This window comes from Methanospirillum hungatei JF-1, from assembly GCF_000013445.1.
Taxonomy (GTDB): domain Archaea; phylum Halobacteriota; class Methanomicrobia; order Methanomicrobiales; family Methanospirillaceae; genus Methanospirillum; species Methanospirillum hungatei.
Window position 1 is genome coordinate 437,108 of sequence record NC_007796.1, and the last position, 20,010, is coordinate 457,117.

Consider the following 20,010-nt stretch of genomic DNA (forward strand, 5'->3'; position numbering starts at 1 on the left):
GAAAATGCAAAAAGGAGACCATACTCAATATTATTAATAATTACTGAAGGTTTCAGAAAATCAATTAATGGATTCATAATTAAAAAAATTGGTTTTATTCTTTATATGGACAAACTTTCATTTGTTGATTCAGCGAAAAAATGTCTTAATTTTTTCATTGATTGGTTCTATTTCCGTATTTTTGAGATTTAAAAATATTTTCTCATATTCGCAAATAATCTTATCCCATGTGTAATGAGAAAGGATAAATTCTTTTCCTTTAGATGAGAGTTCTCTAGCTAATTCTTCATTATCCAGAATATGTATCACCGCATCAGCGATTTTTTGTGAATCACGAGGTTGAACAAGTATTGCATGATCAGCAAAATGATCTCTCACTCCAGGAATATCTGATGATATTACTGGAAGATTGAAGTACATAGCTTCTAAGATGGTCGTTGGAAGGCCTTCCGATAGGGATGGAAGGATAAAAAGATTGGAGGACTGATAAAATGCAATTAAATCTTTTTTACTGACTGATCCAGTAAACAGAGTATTTTTTTCTATTTCTAATTCCTTCACTAGGTTGAGCGATTCGTAATAATAATCTCCATTTCCGATAAAAAGGAATAATACATTTTTCTTTGTTTTTTTAATAATTAAGGGTATTGAATAAAGGAGGTATAAAATTCCCTTTCTATGAATAATTTGTCCAACAAACAAAATAATAAATTTATTTGATAAGTTATTTTTTACTCTAAAGGATTCAATTTCTTGATTGCTTAATTGATCAGTATTTAATTCAATTGGATCTATTCCATTTGGTATTATGTGAATTTTTTCCGGTTTAATTCCCAAAGATTCAACATATTTTTTATCTGAAGAAGATAATACAATAATTGCATTTGCTTTGGTAAATATTATTTTTCCGATGATTTTACTATAAATTTTTTCTATGAAGTCAATTATAGGATTTCCAAAAAAGAGTTGACCATGGCAAGTTATTACAAGAGGTTTTCTTTTTGATACCGAGTGAAAAATTGATGTTATCGCTGCATAGCTATGTTCGTTATGTGTGTGAATTACATCATATCCTTTGATTTCTTGATCGGGGATAAAAAAACTTGGACTGATAGGATTTCTTAATGGTCTGATAATACATGAATATCTAAAAATATTTATTCCTTCATATCTCTCTCTTTTTTTTGATTTAGGAAAATTACTTACAATCAAATCAATGTCATGTCCTTTTTTTATCAAATACTTACATAGATTTTTGATATAAATTTCTTGGCCACCTATATATGGAATAAAATACGGGGCAATCTGTAAAATTTTCATTGATAAATCCACACCCCTCCCATGGATCAAAATTATTTTGCCCTTTTTGTAATAATATTTACTATCTTCTCCCCGGCAGTTCCATCCCCATATGGATTACTCCACCCCCCGGATCCTCCAATCATCTTCTGCACACCTGCCAGAATCCTTTCCGGTTCTGTCCCGACAATAGTATTTGCCCTGACATCCACTGTCTCCGGTCGTTCGGTATTCTCCCGGAGAGTAACACAGGGCACTCCAAGAATACAACACTCTTCCTGCACACCACCTGAATCGGTGAGGACAAGTCGGGCTTTGGATTCAAGCTGGAGAAAACTGAAAAACCCAATAGGGTCGGTCAGGAATATCCCGTTTACCGGAATCTGAAACTGATCTATCATCTTTCGTGTCCGGGGATGAACTGGAAAAATGATAGGGATAGTATATTGTTTATGAATCGTCGTCAGGGCACTGATAATATGCTGCAATTTCTCCGGGTTATCCACGTTCTCCTGCCGGTGAGCGGTAACGAGGAAATATTCCTTTGGCCTGACTTCAAAGGTCTTTAGGGCATCACCCCTCTTTTTCGCGATCTCCAGGTTCTGGTACACTGCATCGACGATGGTATTGCCGGTGACCAGGATCTTACTCTCATCAATTCCTTCTTTCAGCAAATTCTCCCGTGCCTTCTCCGTCGGTGCAAAGAGCCAATCCCCCACATGATCCGACACTACCCGGTTCACCTCTTCCGGCATCGTCCGATCATAACTCCGCAGCCCGGCCTCCACATGCCCCAGTGGAACCCTCATCTTAGCCGCAACCAGACTCCCGGCAAGAACCGTGTTGGTATCCCCCTGGACCAACACCACATCTGGCCGCTCCTCTTCATACACCCGTCCAATCCCGCTCATAATAGCCCCGGTCTGGTCGGCATGAGACCCTGACCCGACATCCAGATGATGATCCGGCACCGGGAGGTTCAGTTCCTCAAAAAAAATCCGGTCCATCTCATATGAGTAATGCTGGCCGGTGTGGAGAAGAGAAAAATCGATATTTCGTCTCTGGCACTCCCGGATGATCGGGGACATCTTGATAATCTCCGGCCTCGTGCCAACAATAATACTGATCATATGATGATGAGATGAATCTTTCTGCATCCGGGGGATGGTTCATAGGGTGGATGGTCAGGGTTTGTTTGAAATTACAGCCCGAAACCCCTTATTTTGTACTAACGTAAAATATGACCTTTATTTTAATAAATATATCGTAATAACTCATGATTCTGGGGTATATTTTGATATCCTCTCTGGCAGGTGCAGCAGAACGCGATAGATGATATCACTGTGAAGGGGGGGGTTGTCATGATAGTTCTTCTCCCGCTCCGGTCTGAAAATCACGAGATACCAAGTCCTCCAGGAGAGTGTTATTCTGGTTGGTATTTTGACATTATTCAATGAGGATGCCCAGGATAACGGGGTAATTCTGAAGTGATAATTACCTATCACTCGAAAAAACGACAGAGCCTCCTCCCTCGGGAAAAAATCAGGAACACAAATTTACCCCGGAATGAGTGTATAATTTTCCTGGAGGGTTGTAGTCAGGCGGTTTTCTTCCCGTTGATGTCCTGGTGAAATCAGGGTAAAAACGAACAAGAGAAAGACGATAATCTTTCAATATCGCTAATTTTATGTGATTTTTTACAAGAAAATCTATATGGAATCATGAATGAAGTTCAAAATGAAGATTTTAATTCGTCAGGCTTGAGGCTTCGCCTCATAGGGGTTTTACAAGAAAATTTAATTTTTCATTCGTCTCGCCAGGATCTCCAATGGGCACCATTAGGTTTGGAGACCTATTTATATGCATTAAGATTTGAACTCAGAAAACCCCCCAGCCCAATCCTGACGAAGCGGCCTGGCCGGATGCTTCTTATGTTCTTCCATGAGAGAATCGATATAAATCTTAACCTTAACCCGAATATCCGGGGTAATGATCTGACTGCATCTTCAATTGTACTCATACAGTTCTCTATGCTTATTTGTTCTTTACCGATTCAACAATTTTCTGTTTTCAGTGGGAGGTAGCCATCTGCTTTCAATAAGAAAATCTGAGGGAATTTCAAGAGACTGCATCTGCATAATGTCCATGTTGATGAAGTTCTTTAGTCAAGGATAGTAATTTATCATGCAATTTCTGAAAGAATAGAGAAATTTCTTTTGTATCAGACAATGGCTATCCCGCCCCGTAATACTTCCTGGATGAATAAAAAATCTTCATCATGGTGCATTGTTCTTCGATCATGACCTTCGGAGATGTCAGAACGAAAAAACCGGTATAAAAATTTTATTATATTAATATGACAATACTGATAAATCAGGTATTTTATTGAAATGAGAATCCCTTGTAAGTATATTTTGATTATGAGCAAGACATATCGCTGCAATCACTTCATCAATATCTCCGATTCTATTACCATTTTTCAGAAGAGAGGCTGAAAGCTTTCCAAAGATTTCCTGAACACCAGAATCAATTTGTAAGTGAATAAGGCTTGAAATTATTTCTTCAACCTGAAGCAGGTTTTTCTCTATTTGTGATGAGAGATATGCTCCCTTAAAAATTTCAAGAATGTTAATTATTGTTGAACATATCATTTCATCATTTCTTTCAAGCTCTTTTAGTTTTTCGATTGCTGCAGGATCTTTTTTTTTAAATAATATCAACAAGAAATGAGGAATCCAGAACTACCATTAGAATAGAACCTCACGCATAGTGCTGGAACGCATCTCTTCTGAAGTTTTTTTAATACTCATGGCAAGATCCACATTTGGTTCATAATGAGACAGGATATCTGATAGACAAATTCCTTCTGAAGTTATGGCCTGGGGATTTCTGTCTCTTCCTGCCTCTATCTCTTTCATAATTTCACTTGATGGTGGCTCATCATTAACTGCCATGCATATCAGCCGCTCAATACTAATACTGTATGGTTATCTGGATGCTCTATAAAGGACTCTGATCTGGATATAATGTTTTTTTTATTCACTCTGATAAGTTCAGCAGATGTATCCCTCAGTTTCCTTATAGGAACACATAAACAGATCTCTCCTCTCTGGTGGGAATACACCCGGAAATTTAATGAATGAATACTTAGTTCTGGTGACCAGTATATTCTTTATTGGCGATCTGTCAAAATAAGAATTATATCATTTGAATTCCATAAAAGGTGAGTATATTGCCGCGATAACATAATTGGAGGGCCTTTTTTAGCAATGACTTTATCGAGGCCCCCTTTTTTGATATACTTCTAAATATTATATAAACATAGTATTGAGATATATGATGTTCGATATCATCCTTGAAAAAGAAGAGGATGGTTACTGGTCTGTCCATTGTCCTGCCCTTAAAGGATGCCATTCTCAGGGTTCTTCCAAAGAGGAAGCCATTGAAAATATGAAAGAGGCAATTGAATTATACCTCGAAGTAGCACATGAAAAGGCTATGACATTAACTAATTCTCAGTCTGGATTATCTCTCGTTACAATTGCAGTATGAACCATAGACTTCTACCGGTTTCCGGAGTCGAAATGGTTAAAGTCTTCAAAAAAATTGGATTTCAGGTTATAAGACAAAAAGGCAGCCATATTATGTTGTCTAGGGGTGAAGATTTTTTGGTTGTCCCAAATCATTCAACGATTGCAAAAGGGACACAGCGTGATCTTATCAAAGATTCAGGCCTTTCTGTCGAAGAATTCAATGATTTGCTGAAAGAATAATTCTGAATCAGTACGATTGTAGATCTTTGTTTATGAGATTTACATCTCCCCGGATTTTTAAAAGACCCTGAACCAGATCAATCAAATCACCCCAGTCAATCCAGTCGTCCTCCTCTTTATATCGGGGTCCCTGTGTTTTAGTTTTCGTATCAAATTCTTCATAGGTAATTTCGTATTTCCACTCCAGCAACCTGATGTATGTCAACGGGATAATGAGTAATGATATTATCTTCCATCTCACTTTGATCAGCATGCTGCGGTTTTCGAAAACTGATATACAACACATCATCCTCTTCATCGTAATCACACCATATCCGACTGGATGGCAGACGAAGGAGGTCAGGTATGAGATTCAGGACCGCATCAGTAATAGTGTTTTTCGGTTTCATTATCACATTCGAGATAGTTCTTTTCTTAAATAATGCTGACCAGTGTGATAAATCTGATTCGTATCTGAATATGATATATTATGAATTGACCCTTCGATACTACCTATCCGTAGATATACCGTTCACATAAAGGCACTAAAAAATAGAGGCAAAATTGGCCGTATTTTCTTTTTCCTTATCCATCGATCAGAAAAATAAGGTCATATTGGCGATATTTCCCCACACTCATAAAAATAAGTCCTTAAAATCTCTCTTTTGTCTAAAAATCAGCGGAATGCATGTCACCTAACGCTCACCAATGCACGGTATGGCCACCTGTTATGAGATGATCTATGTAATGGGTAAAATAAAAAACCTCGATATAATCGGTCTGTGAGAATATAATTTTGGACATATATAATTAACAAAGGGCAAATGGGTATAATTATCATTTGATTCGATGCATGCCCTACCTTTTATCAACTCCAATGCCGTATTTTAGATTGCAAGATTATCTGGGGCAGCTTTGGATGATGTTCGTTATTCATCACGTATTTCACGAATAATATCGGAAAATTTGCCTTTGACCTTTGCATTCAATATTCGACGTGCCTCATTACAATCACATATCTCTGTCTGAATCATACTCTCCAGAAGTTCAGGTGGGAATAAAGGTACATTCTTTGTATTCCTGTTTTCTGGTTTATCGCATCTATCTTTCATGCTTGGTTCATTGTACATTCCCATCCATCATATCCTCTTTCTGAGTGATTCATATTTTAAGTTGATAACATTTTATTCTCTTTCATGATTACATATTAAAACTTAATAAACCCACTTTTGACACCAATACATTCACGGATGAGTCGAAAATTTGTATTTGATCACTCCAGATACATCTGTTGTCATCCATTCATGGTTCATCTCATATAAACAATGAAATCTTCATGTATCCAATACACTGGTACAGGTATGAACGCTGGCAAACTTCCCATCGGCATTCAGTCTTTCAAAGAAATCCGAACCCATGGCTATTTGTACGTAGATAAAACCCCTTAATCTTCCGGAACTTGACAATCTTCTTGCTGGTGAAGAACTCCTCAGTTCATCTGATATTGAGGATGTTCGCCCTGAGTCTCTCCTCTTTCAGACCGGCTATCTTACGATAAAGGGAGAGACTTTTGCAGGATCTAAATGACTGTATAATGTAGGGTTTCCAAATCTTGAAGTCAAATCAGCCTTTTCTCAGTTGATGTTGACATCCCTGACGGAAAAAGGGAATATTTCTGCAAACCAGGTCAGGCTTGCCAACCTGCTGAGGGCAGGGATGTGGGTGGGTTAAAAGAGGTTTTTAATCATTTTCTGCCTCGATTCCTCATAACTGGTAACGGAAAATCAGATATCCGTTTTTGAAGAGTATTATGCAAGTATCGTCTATGCATATGTTGTAAGCCTTGGATATCTGGTCATACCTGAAGATACCACAAATCATGGACCGGTAGACATGACGGTTCAAACCTTATATGCTATTTGGCTTTTTGAGTGTAAAGTTCAGGATCAGACTAATAGAGGTGCATATCAGAAAAGTCCTCTTCTGCAATTGCAGGAGAAAAAATATGCTGAAAAGTACCGAAGCTGTGAAAAACCGCTCTAACTTGTTGGAATTGTTTTTGATCCTGTGCAGAGGAATATTGTTCTGTTGGAGACATAAAAATCACCGAATGAGAGTAGTGGATAGATTCTGTTGACCTGTATGATACTATCGTTCGGTAATTTTACGTCTCATTTGCGTCGCATCAATATGCGTCGTACCTGACTGACCTTCCCGTTTTTTCCCGTTCGATGAGTTATTCTCTATTAAGTTGTTTAACTCCCTGATTGCTGTATCTTTTGAGATAATCAGGAGGTCCACGCATTCAGTTCAAGTAAATGAACCTCTTCGTAAATATTTAAGAATATAATCCTCTATCAGATAATTAATTGGATTTTACACGGAACAGATCTCTTGTTGAATAGAGGGTCACCTGGGTACAATTTTCAGTTGAAATAATGGATAGCATCGCAGGTTTGAGCGTTTGAGTTCCATACTCTTCTATTATTTTATCCAACCCTTCACCAAACGGCTATACGGAATGAACTCGTGATAGAATGCTGGTAATAATTTGGTTCCTGGAATATTGATTGAATTTTGTTATCCGGAGTAATGTCTTTCATCAGTTCTCCAATATTTGAAAATTCAATCCTATCATCAAACATTTACCCGCGATGAATCAACTGATATATGAACCCGTAACTTCCCATGATCATAGTAAAAAGCCCGATGGAAAGGAGATGAATCTCAATAAACGGTCTGGATAATAACCCTGAAAGAAAAGCGAAGAATATTGCAGCCCCGAAGATGAGCGTTGTCATTGACGGGACTTTGGAGAGGATCTGACTGTTTCTGGTAATATTACAGAGTAAATGGGAGATAATACCCACCCCATGACGGAGGGGATTCATCTTGTGCTTATTTGGCACATCATATCTGACGGTAATCGGGACCTCAACCATCCTCATTCCAATCGAAGCAAAATGGGTTATCATATCTGATTCAAGGTTATATCCCTTTGATGTGAAGTTCAGGTTCTCCAGTGCCCGTTTACCGAGAACCCGAAAACCGGATTGTGAATCGGTGATGGCAATCTGGGATGCCAGTCTGGTGACGCCGTTCAGAATCTGCTGACCGGCCCTCCGATATCGGGGAATCTGATTCTTCTCTCCCATGAATCGTGAACCAATGACCATATCCGCAACTCCTGTCATGACCGGAGCAGCAACAACTGGTATTTCCCTGGGATCATGCTGCCCGTCACCGTCAAGGAGAATGATGGTTTCGATGCCGTGTTTCTTTGCATAGGAGCATCCGATCATTACTGCCCCTGCTTTCCCCTGGTTCTCACGTAACCGAATTACATCAGCCCCTGCACCAGTTGCCTGTTCAGCGGTATTATCAGCGGATCCATCGTCGATAACAATTACCATTGGGATAATTTTTCGCGCCTCTCTCACTACCGAACCGATAATCTGCCCTTCATTGTATGCAGGGATGAGGACTGCAGTGGATGAAAATGGATTGATCGGAAGATGTCCGGAATCTTCTTCAGGACTAAACTGATATCTGAAAGAAGAGGGTATGGTGTGATATGAGAAATCATGATTATTTGAACTGATTTCGGAATGGTACCAGAGATCATCACATGCCGGAGTAATCTCTCCCTGAAAGCACCATTGCTCATGTGATGAATTCATAATATCACAGGATATGAGTCTGGAATTGGACCCTCACGTAAAAGCCCCCTCCATTCCCTGTAAGATGTTCACCTGCATCACTTTTGAGCATTTCGAAATTACTCTGCCCTGATCAGAACACACCATAATGGATTTTGGACCCCCGTCCTGTCTGCATCATGATCTAAATATATATTGTTTGAATATAATACAATATGATATAAATAGTTTACTTCTTTCATCTAAAAAAATGAGATTGTCTTTCGAAGGAAAGAGAGATGTGGAATAAAAATCCCACTGTACATAAAAGCAGGTGTAATGAATTCATGGAACGGTCATACTCCTGGTAATAATCAGCCATGACAATATCAAAAAAACCCCTGATAATTGGATGCATCGTCTCCTGGCTTATTATTATCATCACATTCATGTTCCTGGCCAGATCTTTTGATATTGAGGTTCTTTTTATTCTCTGGCTTATTGGCATTCTCATCATTGCCGAACTCATCGATACCCGGTATGTCCGTCCCGGATATGCACGAATGATCATGATCATTGCAGGAGCCGGGACCGTTCTTTTTGGTATTATTGTGCTTCGAAAGGTCTGGGTGATATTATACGGGTGAATTGCCAGGTAAAGCGGCATCTCTTTTATCTTGTTTATGCTACGCTTTGTCTCCTTGTTGCAGGTCTTCTGATCGGAAACGGGCTACAACCACTTCTCTATCCTGCTGAGAAGAGTGTCCGTGAGACCAGATATCATATGAATATCGACGACCTCCGAAAACAGGCATTTAACAGTTCCACAGATCTTCTCCCCCTGATGCAGGAACTTCTGGACTATAGCGGAACGATTGCTGTCACGTTGAGAAAATCTGATATCGAGTCCGCAAGTTCCGATCTTGCCCGGTATACAAGCCGGTACCATGATCTTCAGAATCTTATCATCCGACTGGATATGAATGAGAGCGAAATCGCCCGGTTTTCTCAGGATGCAGGTCAGCAAAAGGATATGCTCTCCCAGTTCGTAACAACATCGGAATCTTTGCAGTCACTTGAAAAACTGGAGATTCAGTATCAGAACGAAGGGAATCCTGAATCCGTAACCAAAGTCAGGCTTCAGGGGAAAGCACTCAAAAACAGAATTCAGACCCTGCAGAACCAGTATGCAGATATAACCGATTCATTGTCATCACGGGGGAAGACCCTTGGAGTAAATACTGAGCCCGTGATGCAGAGCAGGGTTGAATTTGATAAACTTACCGGGATGGTTGCAGAGCGGCAGAATGAACGTGACCGGTATACCCGCTTTGCCGATACCGGATCACCCTTTGTTTCATTCCTGGCAGTACCGAATAATGTGACATTTCAAGACAAGGTAGATGTGTATGGGTTTATCGCCGGATCACAGGGCCGCTCATTCCCGGTCGTTATTACTCTGGATAATGAGCCTTTTTTGGAAGTTATCCCTAATGAAATTGGTGAATTCCGTTCAACGGTGCAGATCCATAATATTTCCGCTGGAGAACATATCCTCACCGCCCGATGGGGCATTGTGGTCTCTGATCCGTCTCATTTGGTCGTAAAGCCTCTGGAAGCTACGCTGGGACTTCAGGTACTCCCGGTAAAAGGTATGTCTGCGGTTAATCTGACCGGCACTCTAACTGCACGTGACCCGGTTCCGGATGTTCCGGTCAGCATCCTTGTTCAGGATAAGGTATGTGATACGGTCATGACGAATGCAGCGGGGACGTACCTGGTGACGGTACCTCTGTCTGAAGGAAGGTATGATGTATTTACCCGGTTTGATGATCCCTCATATCCCTTGCTTCAATCAGAAAGTCAGCATTATATCGTTGAATCTGACGGGACACGTATCACATCCGTCACCAGTTCAAAGGCCGGCCCTATCCCGCCGTGGATACTTGTACTACCTGGTATTCTTCTCTTTACAATTCCTATCTGGTATCTCTGGCGAAAGGGGATAGTTCAGAGATCTGTCAGCCAGGTTGAAGATTCATCCAAATTGAAAGATGTACGCGAACAGTGGGTTGGTGGGAGTGCAGTTGATGGTATGATTGATTCGGATAGCATCCCTGCAGCGGAGTATCCCTCCGGTCCTGAAGAATTACCCCGGAAAATATACCTGGAGATGCTCTCATTCCTGTCAAGTCATCAGGTTTTTGAGATATCACCTGTTATGACCCCGCGGGAGATAGCCCGGGCCTTGCCGGAGGAGGTGTGTAAAGCCCGGTTCACCAGGTTTATCGGATGGTATGAACGTATCAGATACGGGGGATGTCAGGATGTGCGGTGCACCGAAGGTCTGATTAAGGCAGCAGATGCGGTCCGAAAGTCTTGCCAGGAGATGAGAGATGAAGCGTAATTTCATTATTGGATTGATGATTTGCACCGCTCTCCTTATCCTGGGGATATTTCTTACCACAAATACTTTGGAATTCTCACAGGATAATATCGGCTGGAACGGGAGTTCAGGATTCTTCTCCCGGCTGGATCGTCATACAACTGAAATGATTACTGATATCTCTGCACTGGAAACGAAGGAAAATACGACTCTTCTGATAATTGCACCGAATGAATCGTGGTCAGGTGAGGAGATAAGGATTATCCATGCATTTCTGAAAAGAGGGAATACGGTATTCCTTGCAGATGAGACCGATACCGGAAACAGCCTTCTATCGGGTCTTGGCAGTTCCATCAGGATAGGGCCCTCGTATCTTGCCGGGATTGACCGGGCATATAACAACTCCTCAATTCTCATCACCAGCCCGGTACAGGAGCATCCTCTCACCCGTGGCATTGGCTCGCTTGTTCTTGATAAGGCAAAACCCCTGACCGGGGGAACTCCTTTGATACAGACTGGTATCATGAGCTGGATTGATACCAATAATGATTTTCGCATCTCATCCGATGAGTCATTTGGACGATATACCGTTCTTTCACAAGAACAAATGGGAAATGGAGAGATAATCGTCCTGTCTGACTCGGGAGTTTTTATCAATTCTATGTCCGGAATTGAATCAGAGTATGGGAATGGGCAGTTTTTATCACGTTGCATTCAGTACAGGCCAAATCTTCTTATTGAACAGATTCACAGCCGGACAGCGGATTACAGTGGCATGGGGTGGTTATTTCGGCATATTCGGCTGGATTCCTTTTTGAAGACCATGATAGTTCTGGTCTCCCTCCTCGCCTGTGCATTTCTTTTCAGAAAGAGGCCTCCGGGATTTTCAGATATCGGTTCTGAACCGGTGATGATGTAAAGAAGAGCAGATAAATGATAGGATGTATTGAAAGCCATGACTGACCGTGATATGGATCAGACCATTGATTATTATGGAGATGAGGAGGATATCTCTGCACTTGCACAACTTCATACTGCCGTTATATCCGCTCTTTCTCCATTTATCGTCGGAAACCAGGATCTCATTGAACTCATATTGATTGCCCTCCTCGCAGAAGGTCATATCCTGATTGAAGGGCTCCCGGGGACTGCGAAGACTACTATTGCAAAAGCCATTGCCATGGTGACCGGGTGTGAATTTGCACGGATTCAGGGAGCCGTTGATCTACAGCCTGCTGATATGATCGGAGTCCGCATCTATGATCAGCAGTCATGTGAATTCAACCTTCGCAAGGGGCCTATTTTTACCAATGTCCTGCTTGCTGACGAGATGAACCGGGTTCACCCAAAGGCTCAGTCGGCATTTATTGAAGCCATGAGTGAGCGACAGGCGACCATTGATGGGATAACTCTCCCCGTACCCCGTCCGTTCATCGTTATTGCAACCCAGAACTCCTTTGAACTTGAAGGAACCTTTCCCCTCATTGAGGCTCAGCGTGACCGGTTCATGTTCAGTATCGGCATCTCTCCGCTCAGTCCTGATGAGGAACTAGCGGTAATTAAACGGGCTTCAGATGGAACCCTGACCTGGAACCGGTTTGCTGAAACACTCAAGCCGGTCACATCGCCAGACGCACTGCAGGCAGCCATTGCGCAGGTTTCACGGGTCAGGATGGAGGATCCAATCCATCGGTATATCCGGGATATCGTCATTGCTACCCGGAACCATCCGGATATCGGGCTTGGGGCATCCAGCAGGGCGTCAATATCTTTTGTAAAAGGGGCAAAAGGTGCCGCGGCTCTTGCCGGCAGGGCGTATGTCATTCCGGATGATGTGAAGAAAATCGCCCTCTCTGTTCTGATTCACCGGCTGTACCTCACACGGGAGGCGGAGATTGAAGGGGTTCGCCCGGGAGATATTATCCGGGATATCATGGACCGTATTGAGGTGCCGTAACCGGTGAAGCTCACTCCCTGCTCTACGGGTCTGCTTGCAGTCTTTCTCATCCTCATCTTTCTTGCCATTATCCTGGATGATCCAGTCCTCCTCATGGCAGGAACGTCAGTCGGACTACTGCTCATGGGCCTCTGTCTTCAATTTCTTCATACGGTTGAAAAAACCTACCGGACAATCAGCGGTTCATGGAAGATGGAAAAATCGCTCATTCGGCAGGGGAAAAGTAATGCCATTGATTGCACCCTCTGCCTGGAAATCCCACCTGGATACAAGGTTCGATATCTGGATACTGTTCCGGCTATGTGCAGCCTTGAGTCTGGAGAGAACCAGACCTGGACTGACATTGCCGGATCACAGATCCTCACCCTCTCCTACCGGTTTATCCCTCACTATCATGGGACCATATATCATCAGGGGGGTATTATCACGATTCAGAACCGGTTCTTTTCAAGTTCACTGCCCCTTCGACCGGAAAAATCATCAGTTCCCTCAGTGCAGGTACAACCCTGGCCATTATTTGGTCCGGTTGAAAAACACGGATCCGGAAAGGATCTTGAACGTATCGGACCGGTGAAAGGATATTCAATCAGGCAGTTTCGGGAATATCTCCCCGGAGATGACATCCGGCATGTTGACTGGAAGATATCGGCAAAACGGGGAACTCTCTATATCCGTGAGTATGCAACGCCATCTGATGAACTCCCCATGGTCATTGTTGATCTCCCGGATAGCGGACAGCAGATCGATATGCAGGCATTTTCACGGATGGTCAGTTCAATTTCCGGGTACGTTGAGTCGAAACTAGCGAAGAAGGAACCAATTCGTCTTATGGGGATATCAGGACCGAATATGAGTGATCTGTATTATGAGGGATATGATATGGCCCATTGCCTGACGATAATCCGTGAAAGAATCCATCCTGTTCCCCGGACATTTCATCTATTCAGGTTCATGATGCGATCAGATATGAGAAAAGAGATACATCACGCTGCGTTATCTATGGACAGGTCGGAAATTTCTGGTGATGAACGGTCATATATTGTCAGGGTCCGGGATATCAGAAAACAGCATATCCAGGAAGTGAAAACCACCAGGTTTGCCCATGCCATGAACACTATTCTCATGCAACGGCATTTTCATGAGATTATTCTGTATTCACTTTGTGATGGAGATATGAGTCATATCAGGGAGGTAGCAGCCCTTGCAGGCAGGCAGAGCATTCCATTCCGGATACGAACCCCGAAACGATCCGATCTATCAGGTATGAGTCTCTTCTCCCTCTGTGGAGAACCGGTTGAGGTGATCTGATGACTTTGAATATGGCACGGATTTTCTCTCTTCTATCTGGTATTCTCATTCTCTCCCTGGTTCTGTATGCATTGGTTTTTCCTGATTACCAAACCTATTTGGGAATCTCTCTATTCGCACTGTATGTCATGGTGGGATATATCTGGCGGCACACACCGTCCCACCAATTCACCAGGTTTTGCTTGGGGGAAAGTGCAGTCATTGCTCTCTGGTTTGTCTCTCCTCTCCTGGGTGTGATAACTGCACTCCTTATTACTGCAGAATTTCTGACCGGGCTTGATGTTATGAAGAACCGGAATGGGTATTCCCTTTTTGCTCTCTGGGCGGTTGGTACCGGTCTTTTGGCATTCATGTCAGAGAGGATTCAGCATACGCTCCTCCCCTGTATGGCGGTATTATTCATCGCCGGTCTTGTTGCTCTTGCCCTGCTGCTCTATGAATTCCGGATGATTTACCATGCAGGAGGGAATGATTTATGAAACTCCCATCTCCCGGGCGATATGTATTTGGCTCTTTTATTCTCCTCCTCACCGCAGGCATATGTGCCGGAGTAGTCAGCATCACCGGAAGACAGGACATCATCTCTGCAGCACTTCTTATATCAGCAGTCATCCTCTTTCTGACTGCAATCCTGCTTCTGGTGTTTCATCGTCCGGATTCACTTGATCAACGATTTGTTTCACTGCTCCAGGTTCAGGGAACTATAAATACATGCACGGTTGCTGCAGATCTTGGTCTCTCTGGTTTATCCTGTTTTCTCCCTCAAAGCCGGTCAGAATCACAGGGTGTTATGCATCTGATCCCCGTGTCCCGATATTCTGGGGAACCGGTGGCCGGGTCAGTCTTTGTCTCCGGAGAAGGCTTTTCAGGGCTATTATTACCGCCGGTTTGCACTCCGCTGCTCAATGAACTGAAAAAGACCAATCAACTCACCATACCCGAAACACAGGGGGAACTCTCAACACTCCTGCATGAGGTAGCGGTTGATGTTCTGGAAGTCACCAGCGAAATACAGATTTCCTGGTCAGATACCAGTGTTCACATCCACATGGAAGGATATCGGCTGTGTGAGGGATGCCTATTCGTGACCCGTGAGTCCCCAGCCTGCTGTACATTAAGTCCCTGTGTTATCTGCAGCCTCTTTGCCACCTGTATTGCACACGGACTGGATAGGCCGGTTCAGGTTGACCGGTGTGTTCCGGTAAAAAAAGGCGATTCGGTAGAGATGATATTTACTCTTTTCCCGTAAAAATCAGGGAAGGACCCTGGATATTGCCGGGATTTTATTGGTATCGAAAAATTCCTCGACATATCCGTCCGGGTAGGTGATGGTTGCAATCTCCGCAGTGTAATCTGCCTGAACGAGAGGAGCAAACCAGTATTTTTGCAGTGCCTTCTCAGCCATGGTAAATGATATCTCCGGAGTCTTCATGAGGACCGATCCGTTTGTTTCGGTGATATTTGAAAAGGCCTCCACCCTGAACCGTGCTGAATTGTTCGTGACCTCATCCACTGTCACTGGATGATGGAACATATCTTCGAGTGCTTTTTTCAGTTCTGCATTTGGATCGGCGATCTTCAGATAGACTGCAACCTGCTCAGCCATGTTCAGGGTGTATTCGAATGCGATATATGCATCGCCATCATCCAGAAGATCAACTGCCAGCCGGTCAGATGAAAACGCCTGAACCGGCCCGGTACCAATCAAAATGATGAGTAGTATTCCACAAATTATGAGTTTTGTGCCTGTTCTTCTCATATACCTGCCTCCCATCGGATATGATTGCTCCACATGACTCCGATGATCCAGCTATAAACAATACTGGTTCCAATACTTTAAAGTGCATCCGGCTGACAGAGACAGTCCTGTCCTTCATATACTTTATTTATCCTTTCTTCAGACCCGCATCTTTTCAGATCTGAAATTCATAATTCTCTGGCTTATTGGTGCCATTACATGTATATACGTCCCGATTTTAAATGAAACATCTATCAGGGTACTTCTGGCACTCCCCCTTGTTCTCTTCATACCAGGGTATGCCCTCATTGCTGCCCTGTTTCCCACCGATGAAGATCTGGACCTTATCGAGCGTATTGCCCTGTCTTTTGGTCTCTCTATTGCAGTCGTACCTCTCATTGGTCTTGGTCTGAATTATACGCCCTGGGGGATCAGGCTTGACCCGATTGTTATCTCTCTCTCCCTGTTTACGATTATTATGGTCCTTATTGCCCAGGGGCGCCGGGCGATGACTGATCCTGATGACCGGTACCAGTTCCCTGCAGATGAGATAATGGCAGGGATTCGTGAGGAGTTCTTTCCGACTGAGGGGAACAGAACAGATAAAATACTCTCCATCATCCTTCTGATATCGATTCTTGCTGCGATTGGGACGACCATCTTTGTTATTGTCTTTCCCAAGGAAGGGGAGAAATTTACTGAATTTTATATCCTGGGGGAGAAGCGGATGGCAGCTGATTACCCTGACCGATTGTTCATCGGGGAAGAGTATTCGATGTATATCGGGGTTGGAAATCATGAGTATCGGAATGTTTCCTATACGATTGAAGTCCACCAGATAACCATGGAGACCGATGAATCTGGGAATGTCTCGTATATCACCCGGATGAATATGACTGACCGGTTATCTGTCGCTGTTCCTCATAATGAAACCGTGACGTTGCCCTATAATCTAACTGCGGCAGATAAAGGATATAACAGGATTGAGTTTTTATTATTTAATGAGTCTGTTCCTGATAGATCTGTCTGGGGTATGGAACGGATAAACCAGAGTTACCGGGATCTGCATCTATGGGTGAAAGTATTGGAGTAATTTTTTGGAAATATATATTGGGGGTTACATTTTTATCATTTAAAAATAGTTACCTGATCTTCCGATTTTAAACTTCAAATACCCGAAAGCCCTGGTTCCCGATACAATATATGACAAAAAGTCGGATTGATGCTTCTGGATATTCCTGCATGAGGCCTTGTGCATACCCCTGAATCTGTCTGGTATCTTCTTCTTTCAAGGGGATATCTTCGATTTTGCACTTCATTTTTGAGAATTCAGTATTGGAAAAGTATTTGAATTCAATCACCCAGCGGAGGTTCGCAAACCGTTCATGATATTTTCCCACGAACTCAAGATCAGATCTTCCCTGAGGATATGATCGCTCAATGTTCCAGATAAACCAGTTTGAGAGATATCTGCTGCAGAGTTCATAAAAAGTCGTGCGGTAAAAATTCTCATTGACCTGAGTGAAGACTGCTTCAGGAAACTGTCTGATATATAGATCCCAATAATTAGAAAAGAGCCTCTCCAAATCAGGATTATCGATAAAGTCCTGCATCATGGATGCATACCGGGTAGATACATCGATATGAAGGAGTTCGTTGTAATATTCTGTAAAGATCTTCCTCATGGAGAGATTGGGCAGTTCAAGGGAAAAATCATCTTTTCTGGTGAGCATCCCAAGGTAAAATAATGAGATTGGATAGTAATTTTTATTAAAGAACTGGGATTTGTTAAATTTCGAAATGAGGTATTCCTCATCATAGGGTATAGTATTGGTTTTGAGAATGTCGGTGAGAATCTCTTCAGTATTCTCAGGTTGGTTGGTAATCCGCTTAACCCATGACAGATCTGTTCGAAGGTTCAGATCCGTAAGGTTTTTTGGAATTATTTTTTGATCACAGAATTCCCGAAGGAAGAACATGAGCATTGTTGGGTTATATAAGGCATCAGAATTGGTATGAACAAAATGATACCCGTTATACTGACTTTTAATAACTTCATTTACCTGTTTTCGAGTGGAAAAATCCATTCCATAGTCTCTATATATAAAATCCAGAAGTTGATCAACTTCTGTCTGGGTAAATCCAAGCATGTGTTCAAAGGATGGGTCCAGTGTAAGAAATGTTCCAATATTATAACTAGAGGTGAGATCATCAATAGTAATGGGCAATACACCGGTGATGAAGAGATTTGCGATAGACCCGGTTTGTCTTCCATTTTTAAGAACTTTAAAAAAACTCCTGAAAAAACTTTCAGTTGATGTAATGTCCTTATACAGATGATCCTGATGACTGGTAATGAAATGGTTGACAAAATTATCATATTCATCAATAATTACATAAACCGGTGGGCCACCGGATAATTGAATTGCATCCAGCCATATCCCAAGGTTTGTAGAGGCTGGATTATCTACGGGAAGATCCGGAGCTGATCCCAAGACTCCTGAATAAGACTTTTGAAGTAATATGAGCAGGTTATTGCAGTATTGTTTAAAATTATGCTCAATTTTCTCTATTGAATTTTCAGGTTCAACTCTAGAAAAATCCAGGTGTAAAATAATATACTTGTTATGGTTATGAGTGGGATGCTGTCCAATCCAGGTATGGCTGAAATATTTTTCAAAATTATCTTTCTCTTTAATATCATAATAATACTTGAGCATTGAACAGAAGAGTGATTTTCCAAACCTTCTTGGCCGTAAGAAAATGGGGTTTTTTATTAGCTCCAATTCTGATATATATTGTGTTTTATCAATGAAATAACGGTCTTCCAGAATTAATTCGGCAAAATTCATTATTCCATAGGGGATATTTTTTTGCATATTTAATAGTCCATTAGATTGTGATTCCGGTGGTAAATATTTAACTTATACTTGGTTAAGGGCGATAAGAGGTATGATGAATTGTCTACGGAATGTATCTGATTGTGATCAGCCTATTGATGAAAGGTGCCCTGAATTTTCAAATATTTGCCCTCTCATCGCCAGCGTTATAAATTCATTAAAGTTATATCGAACGACCCTATGGTCACATTGACATCTTGTAGGCCGAACGTTTTTTTATGTAGAGTGGTGATGATAAAAATAGAGTAACGGTTTTTATTGGAGATGTATCGACAATTTCTATAATCGGATTTTCATTCTGTTGTGATGACAATTAATAAATCCTGATCAAGTCATGACAGGCTGAAATCGTGCCGTATCTTCCTATTTCATATTCCAAATATTTTAAACCCGGTGTTACCTATGCAATATATCACAAACAGCCGGATATGTGCCTCAGGATTTTCCTGTATCAAGCTTTTTGCATACCCTTCTATCTGGATCGTATCCTCTTTCCTCATTTTAAAATCTTCAAGTTTTTCTTTCATCCGGGAAAATTCAGTATTTGACAGGTATTTAAATTCAATAACCAATCGAAGTCCGGCAAACCGCTCATGATATTTTCCAACAAATTCAAGATCAGATCTTCCTTCAGGTATGATCGTTCAACGTTCCAGGTAAACCAGGTTGAGAGATATCTGCTACAGAGTTCATAAAAAGTCGTGCGATAAAAATTTTCATTCACCGAAGTGAAGATTGCTTCAGGGAATTGCCTGATATAAAGTTCCCAATAATCTGTGAAGAGTTGTTCAAGGTTTGGATTATGAATGAACTTCTGCATCATGGATGCATACCGGGTAGATACATCGATATGAAGGAGTTCGTTATAGTATTCGGTAAAGATCTTTCTCATGGAAAGATTGGGAAGTTCCAGCATAAACTCATCTTTCCTGGTGAGCATGCCAAGGTAAAACAAAGAGATTGGGTAATAATTCCTATTAAAAAATTGATTTTTGTTGAATTTTGAAACAAGATATTCCTCGTCATAAGAGG

23 protein-coding genes are annotated in these 20,010 nt (G+C 41.9%); 12 read left to right on the top strand and 11 right to left on the bottom strand.

Going from position 1 to position 20,010, the window contains the following annotated elements; translation table 11 throughout:
• Positions 1 to 129: 129 nt before the first annotated feature.
• From MHUN_RS02030 to MHUN_RS02050, 4 genes are all read right to left on the bottom strand, one after another.
• Positions 130 to 1,320: a glycosyltransferase family 4 protein gene (locus MHUN_RS02030; protein ID WP_011447451.1), complete on the bottom strand. Its 1,191-nt coding sequence runs from the start codon at positions 1,318 to 1,320 to the stop codon at positions 130 to 132.
• Between the two features lie 32 nt (positions 1,321 to 1,352).
• Positions 1,353 to 2,429 carry a non-hydrolyzing UDP-N-acetylglucosamine 2-epimerase gene (wecB, locus tag MHUN_RS02035; RefSeq protein ID WP_048067725.1) on the bottom strand — a complete coding sequence of 359 codons (1,077 nt, stop codon included), beginning with the start codon at positions 2,427 to 2,429 and terminating at the stop codon, positions 1,353 to 1,355.
• 1,221 nt (positions 2,430 to 3,650) lie between these two features.
• The gene (locus MHUN_RS02045) at positions 3,651 to 4,022 is read right to left on the bottom strand and encodes a type II toxin-antitoxin system VapC family toxin (RefSeq protein ID WP_011447453.1); all 372 of its coding nucleotides are present in this window, start codon (positions 4,020 to 4,022) and stop codon (positions 3,651 to 3,653) included.
• 24 nt (positions 4,023 to 4,046) lie between these two features.
• Positions 4,047 to 4,253 (bottom strand): hypothetical protein, encoded by a 207-nt coding sequence (locus MHUN_RS02050; protein ID WP_048067206.1) that lies wholly within the window; start codon positions 4,251 to 4,253, stop codon positions 4,047 to 4,049.
• Positions 4,254 to 4,635: 382 nt separating this feature from the next.
• Between MHUN_RS02050 and MHUN_RS02055 the strand changes: the two genes are divergently transcribed.
• Both MHUN_RS02055 and MHUN_RS02060 read left to right on the top strand, forming a co-directional pair.
• On the top strand, positions 4,636 to 4,851 hold the full coding sequence (locus MHUN_RS02055) for a type II toxin-antitoxin system HicB family antitoxin (RefSeq protein ID WP_011447454.1): 216 nt from the start codon (positions 4,636 to 4,638) through the stop codon (positions 4,849 to 4,851).
• 32 nt (positions 4,852 to 4,883) lie between these two features.
• Positions 4,884 to 5,072 carry a type II toxin-antitoxin system HicA family toxin gene (locus tag MHUN_RS02060; RefSeq protein ID WP_239441556.1) on the top strand — a complete coding sequence of 63 codons (189 nt, stop codon included), beginning with the start codon at positions 4,884 to 4,886 and terminating at the stop codon, positions 5,070 to 5,072.
• Between the two features lie 158 nt (positions 5,073 to 5,230).
• On the opposite strand, the gene MHUN_RS18075 is transcribed toward MHUN_RS02060, so the two are convergent.
• Positions 5,231 to 5,461 (bottom strand): DUF2283 domain-containing protein, encoded by a 231-nt coding sequence (locus MHUN_RS18075; RefSeq protein WP_083758378.1) that lies wholly within the window; start codon positions 5,459 to 5,461, stop codon positions 5,231 to 5,233.
• A gap of 519 nt (positions 5,462 to 5,980) precedes the next feature.
• Positions 5,981 to 6,187, bottom strand: a complete 207-nt coding sequence (locus MHUN_RS02070; protein WP_048067208.1) for a hypothetical protein — start codon at positions 6,185 to 6,187, stop codon at positions 5,981 to 5,983.
• A gap of 225 nt (positions 6,188 to 6,412) precedes the next feature.
• Between MHUN_RS02070 and MHUN_RS19920 the strand changes: the two genes are divergently transcribed.
• Complete coding sequence (locus MHUN_RS19920) at positions 6,413 to 6,499, top strand: AAA family ATPase (RefSeq protein ID WP_394296011.1); 87 nt, start codon at positions 6,413 to 6,415, stop codon at positions 6,497 to 6,499.
• A gap of 340 nt (positions 6,500 to 6,839) precedes the next feature.
• Entirely contained in the window at positions 6,840 to 7,094 is a 255-nt protein-coding gene (locus MHUN_RS19925; protein WP_394296012.1) for a PD-(D/E)XK nuclease domain-containing protein, read from the top strand.
• A 602-nt stretch (positions 7,095 to 7,696) separates the two neighbouring features.
• Here the strand turns inward: MHUN_RS19925 and MHUN_RS02075 are convergent.
• The gene (locus MHUN_RS02075; protein ID WP_011447456.1) at positions 7,697 to 8,731 is read right to left on the bottom strand and encodes a glycosyltransferase family 2 protein; all 1,035 of its coding nucleotides are present in this window, start codon (positions 8,729 to 8,731) and stop codon (positions 7,697 to 7,699) included.
• Between the two features lie 338 nt (positions 8,732 to 9,069).
• On the opposite strand from MHUN_RS02075, the gene MHUN_RS02080 reads away from it, so the two are divergent.
• From MHUN_RS02080 to MHUN_RS02110, 7 genes are read left to right on the top strand one after another with little or no spacing between them, the layout of a single operon-like run.
• On the top strand, positions 9,070 to 9,336 hold the full coding sequence (locus tag MHUN_RS02080) for a hypothetical protein (RefSeq protein WP_011447457.1): 267 nt from the start codon (positions 9,070 to 9,072) through the stop codon (positions 9,334 to 9,336).
• Positions 9,333 to 11,096: a DUF4129 domain-containing protein gene (locus tag MHUN_RS02085; protein WP_011447458.1), complete on the top strand. Its 1,764-nt coding sequence runs from the start codon at positions 9,333 to 9,335 to the stop codon at positions 11,094 to 11,096. Before MHUN_RS02080 ends, MHUN_RS02085 begins: the two co-directional genes overlap by 4 nt.
• Positions 11,086 to 11,994, top strand: a complete 909-nt coding sequence (locus MHUN_RS02090) for a DUF4350 domain-containing protein (protein ID WP_011447459.1) — start codon at positions 11,086 to 11,088, stop codon at positions 11,992 to 11,994. Before MHUN_RS02085 ends, MHUN_RS02090 begins: the two co-directional genes overlap by 11 nt.
• Before the next feature lie 36 nt (positions 11,995 to 12,030).
• Entirely contained in the window at positions 12,031 to 13,032 is a 1,002-nt protein-coding gene (locus tag MHUN_RS02095) for an AAA family ATPase (protein WP_011447460.1), read from the top strand.
• A gap of 3 nt (positions 13,033 to 13,035) precedes the next feature.
• Positions 13,036 to 14,340 (top strand): DUF58 domain-containing protein, encoded by a 1,305-nt coding sequence (locus MHUN_RS02100; RefSeq protein WP_011447461.1) that lies wholly within the window; start codon positions 13,036 to 13,038, stop codon positions 14,338 to 14,340.
• The gene (locus MHUN_RS02105) at positions 14,340 to 14,819 is read left to right on the top strand and encodes a hypothetical protein (RefSeq protein WP_011447462.1); all 480 of its coding nucleotides are present in this window, start codon (positions 14,340 to 14,342) and stop codon (positions 14,817 to 14,819) included. Before MHUN_RS02100 ends, MHUN_RS02105 begins: the two co-directional genes overlap by 1 nt.
• Positions 14,816 to 15,589 carry a hypothetical protein gene (locus MHUN_RS02110; protein WP_011447463.1) on the top strand — a complete coding sequence of 258 codons (774 nt, stop codon included), beginning with the start codon at positions 14,816 to 14,818 and terminating at the stop codon, positions 15,587 to 15,589. Before MHUN_RS02105 ends, MHUN_RS02110 begins: the two co-directional genes overlap by 4 nt.
• A gap of 3 nt (positions 15,590 to 15,592) precedes the next feature.
• Here MHUN_RS02110 and MHUN_RS02115 read toward each other — a convergent pair whose 3' ends face one another.
• Positions 15,593 to 16,132, bottom strand: a complete 540-nt coding sequence (locus MHUN_RS02115; protein WP_143709320.1) for a hypothetical protein — start codon at positions 16,130 to 16,132, stop codon at positions 15,593 to 15,595.
• A gap of 49 nt (positions 16,133 to 16,181) precedes the next feature.
• Between MHUN_RS02115 and MHUN_RS02120 the strand changes: the two genes are divergently transcribed.
• A complete protein-coding gene (locus MHUN_RS02120; RefSeq protein ID WP_011447465.1) occupies positions 16,182 to 17,171 on the top strand; it encodes a DUF1616 domain-containing protein in 990 nt (329 codons plus the stop codon).
• A gap of 67 nt (positions 17,172 to 17,238) precedes the next feature.
• Here the strand turns inward: MHUN_RS02120 and MHUN_RS02125 are convergent, their stop codons facing one another.
• From MHUN_RS02125 to MHUN_RS19380, 3 genes are all read right to left on the bottom strand, one after another.
• On the bottom strand, positions 17,239 to 18,957 hold the full coding sequence (locus tag MHUN_RS02125) for an ATP-binding protein (protein WP_011447466.1): 1,719 nt from the start codon (positions 18,955 to 18,957) through the stop codon (positions 17,239 to 17,241).
• A 389-nt stretch (positions 18,958 to 19,346) separates the two neighbouring features.
• Positions 19,347 to 19,619, bottom strand: a complete 273-nt coding sequence (locus MHUN_RS19375) for a PD-(D/E)XK nuclease domain-containing protein (RefSeq protein WP_338040851.1) — start codon at positions 19,617 to 19,619, stop codon at positions 19,347 to 19,349.
• Positions 19,502 to 19,918: a hypothetical protein gene (locus MHUN_RS19380; protein WP_052288793.1), complete on the bottom strand. Its 417-nt coding sequence runs from the start codon at positions 19,916 to 19,918 to the stop codon at positions 19,502 to 19,504. Before MHUN_RS19380 ends, MHUN_RS19375 begins: the two co-directional genes overlap by 118 nt.
• Between the last annotated feature and the right edge of the window lie 92 nt (positions 19,919 to 20,010).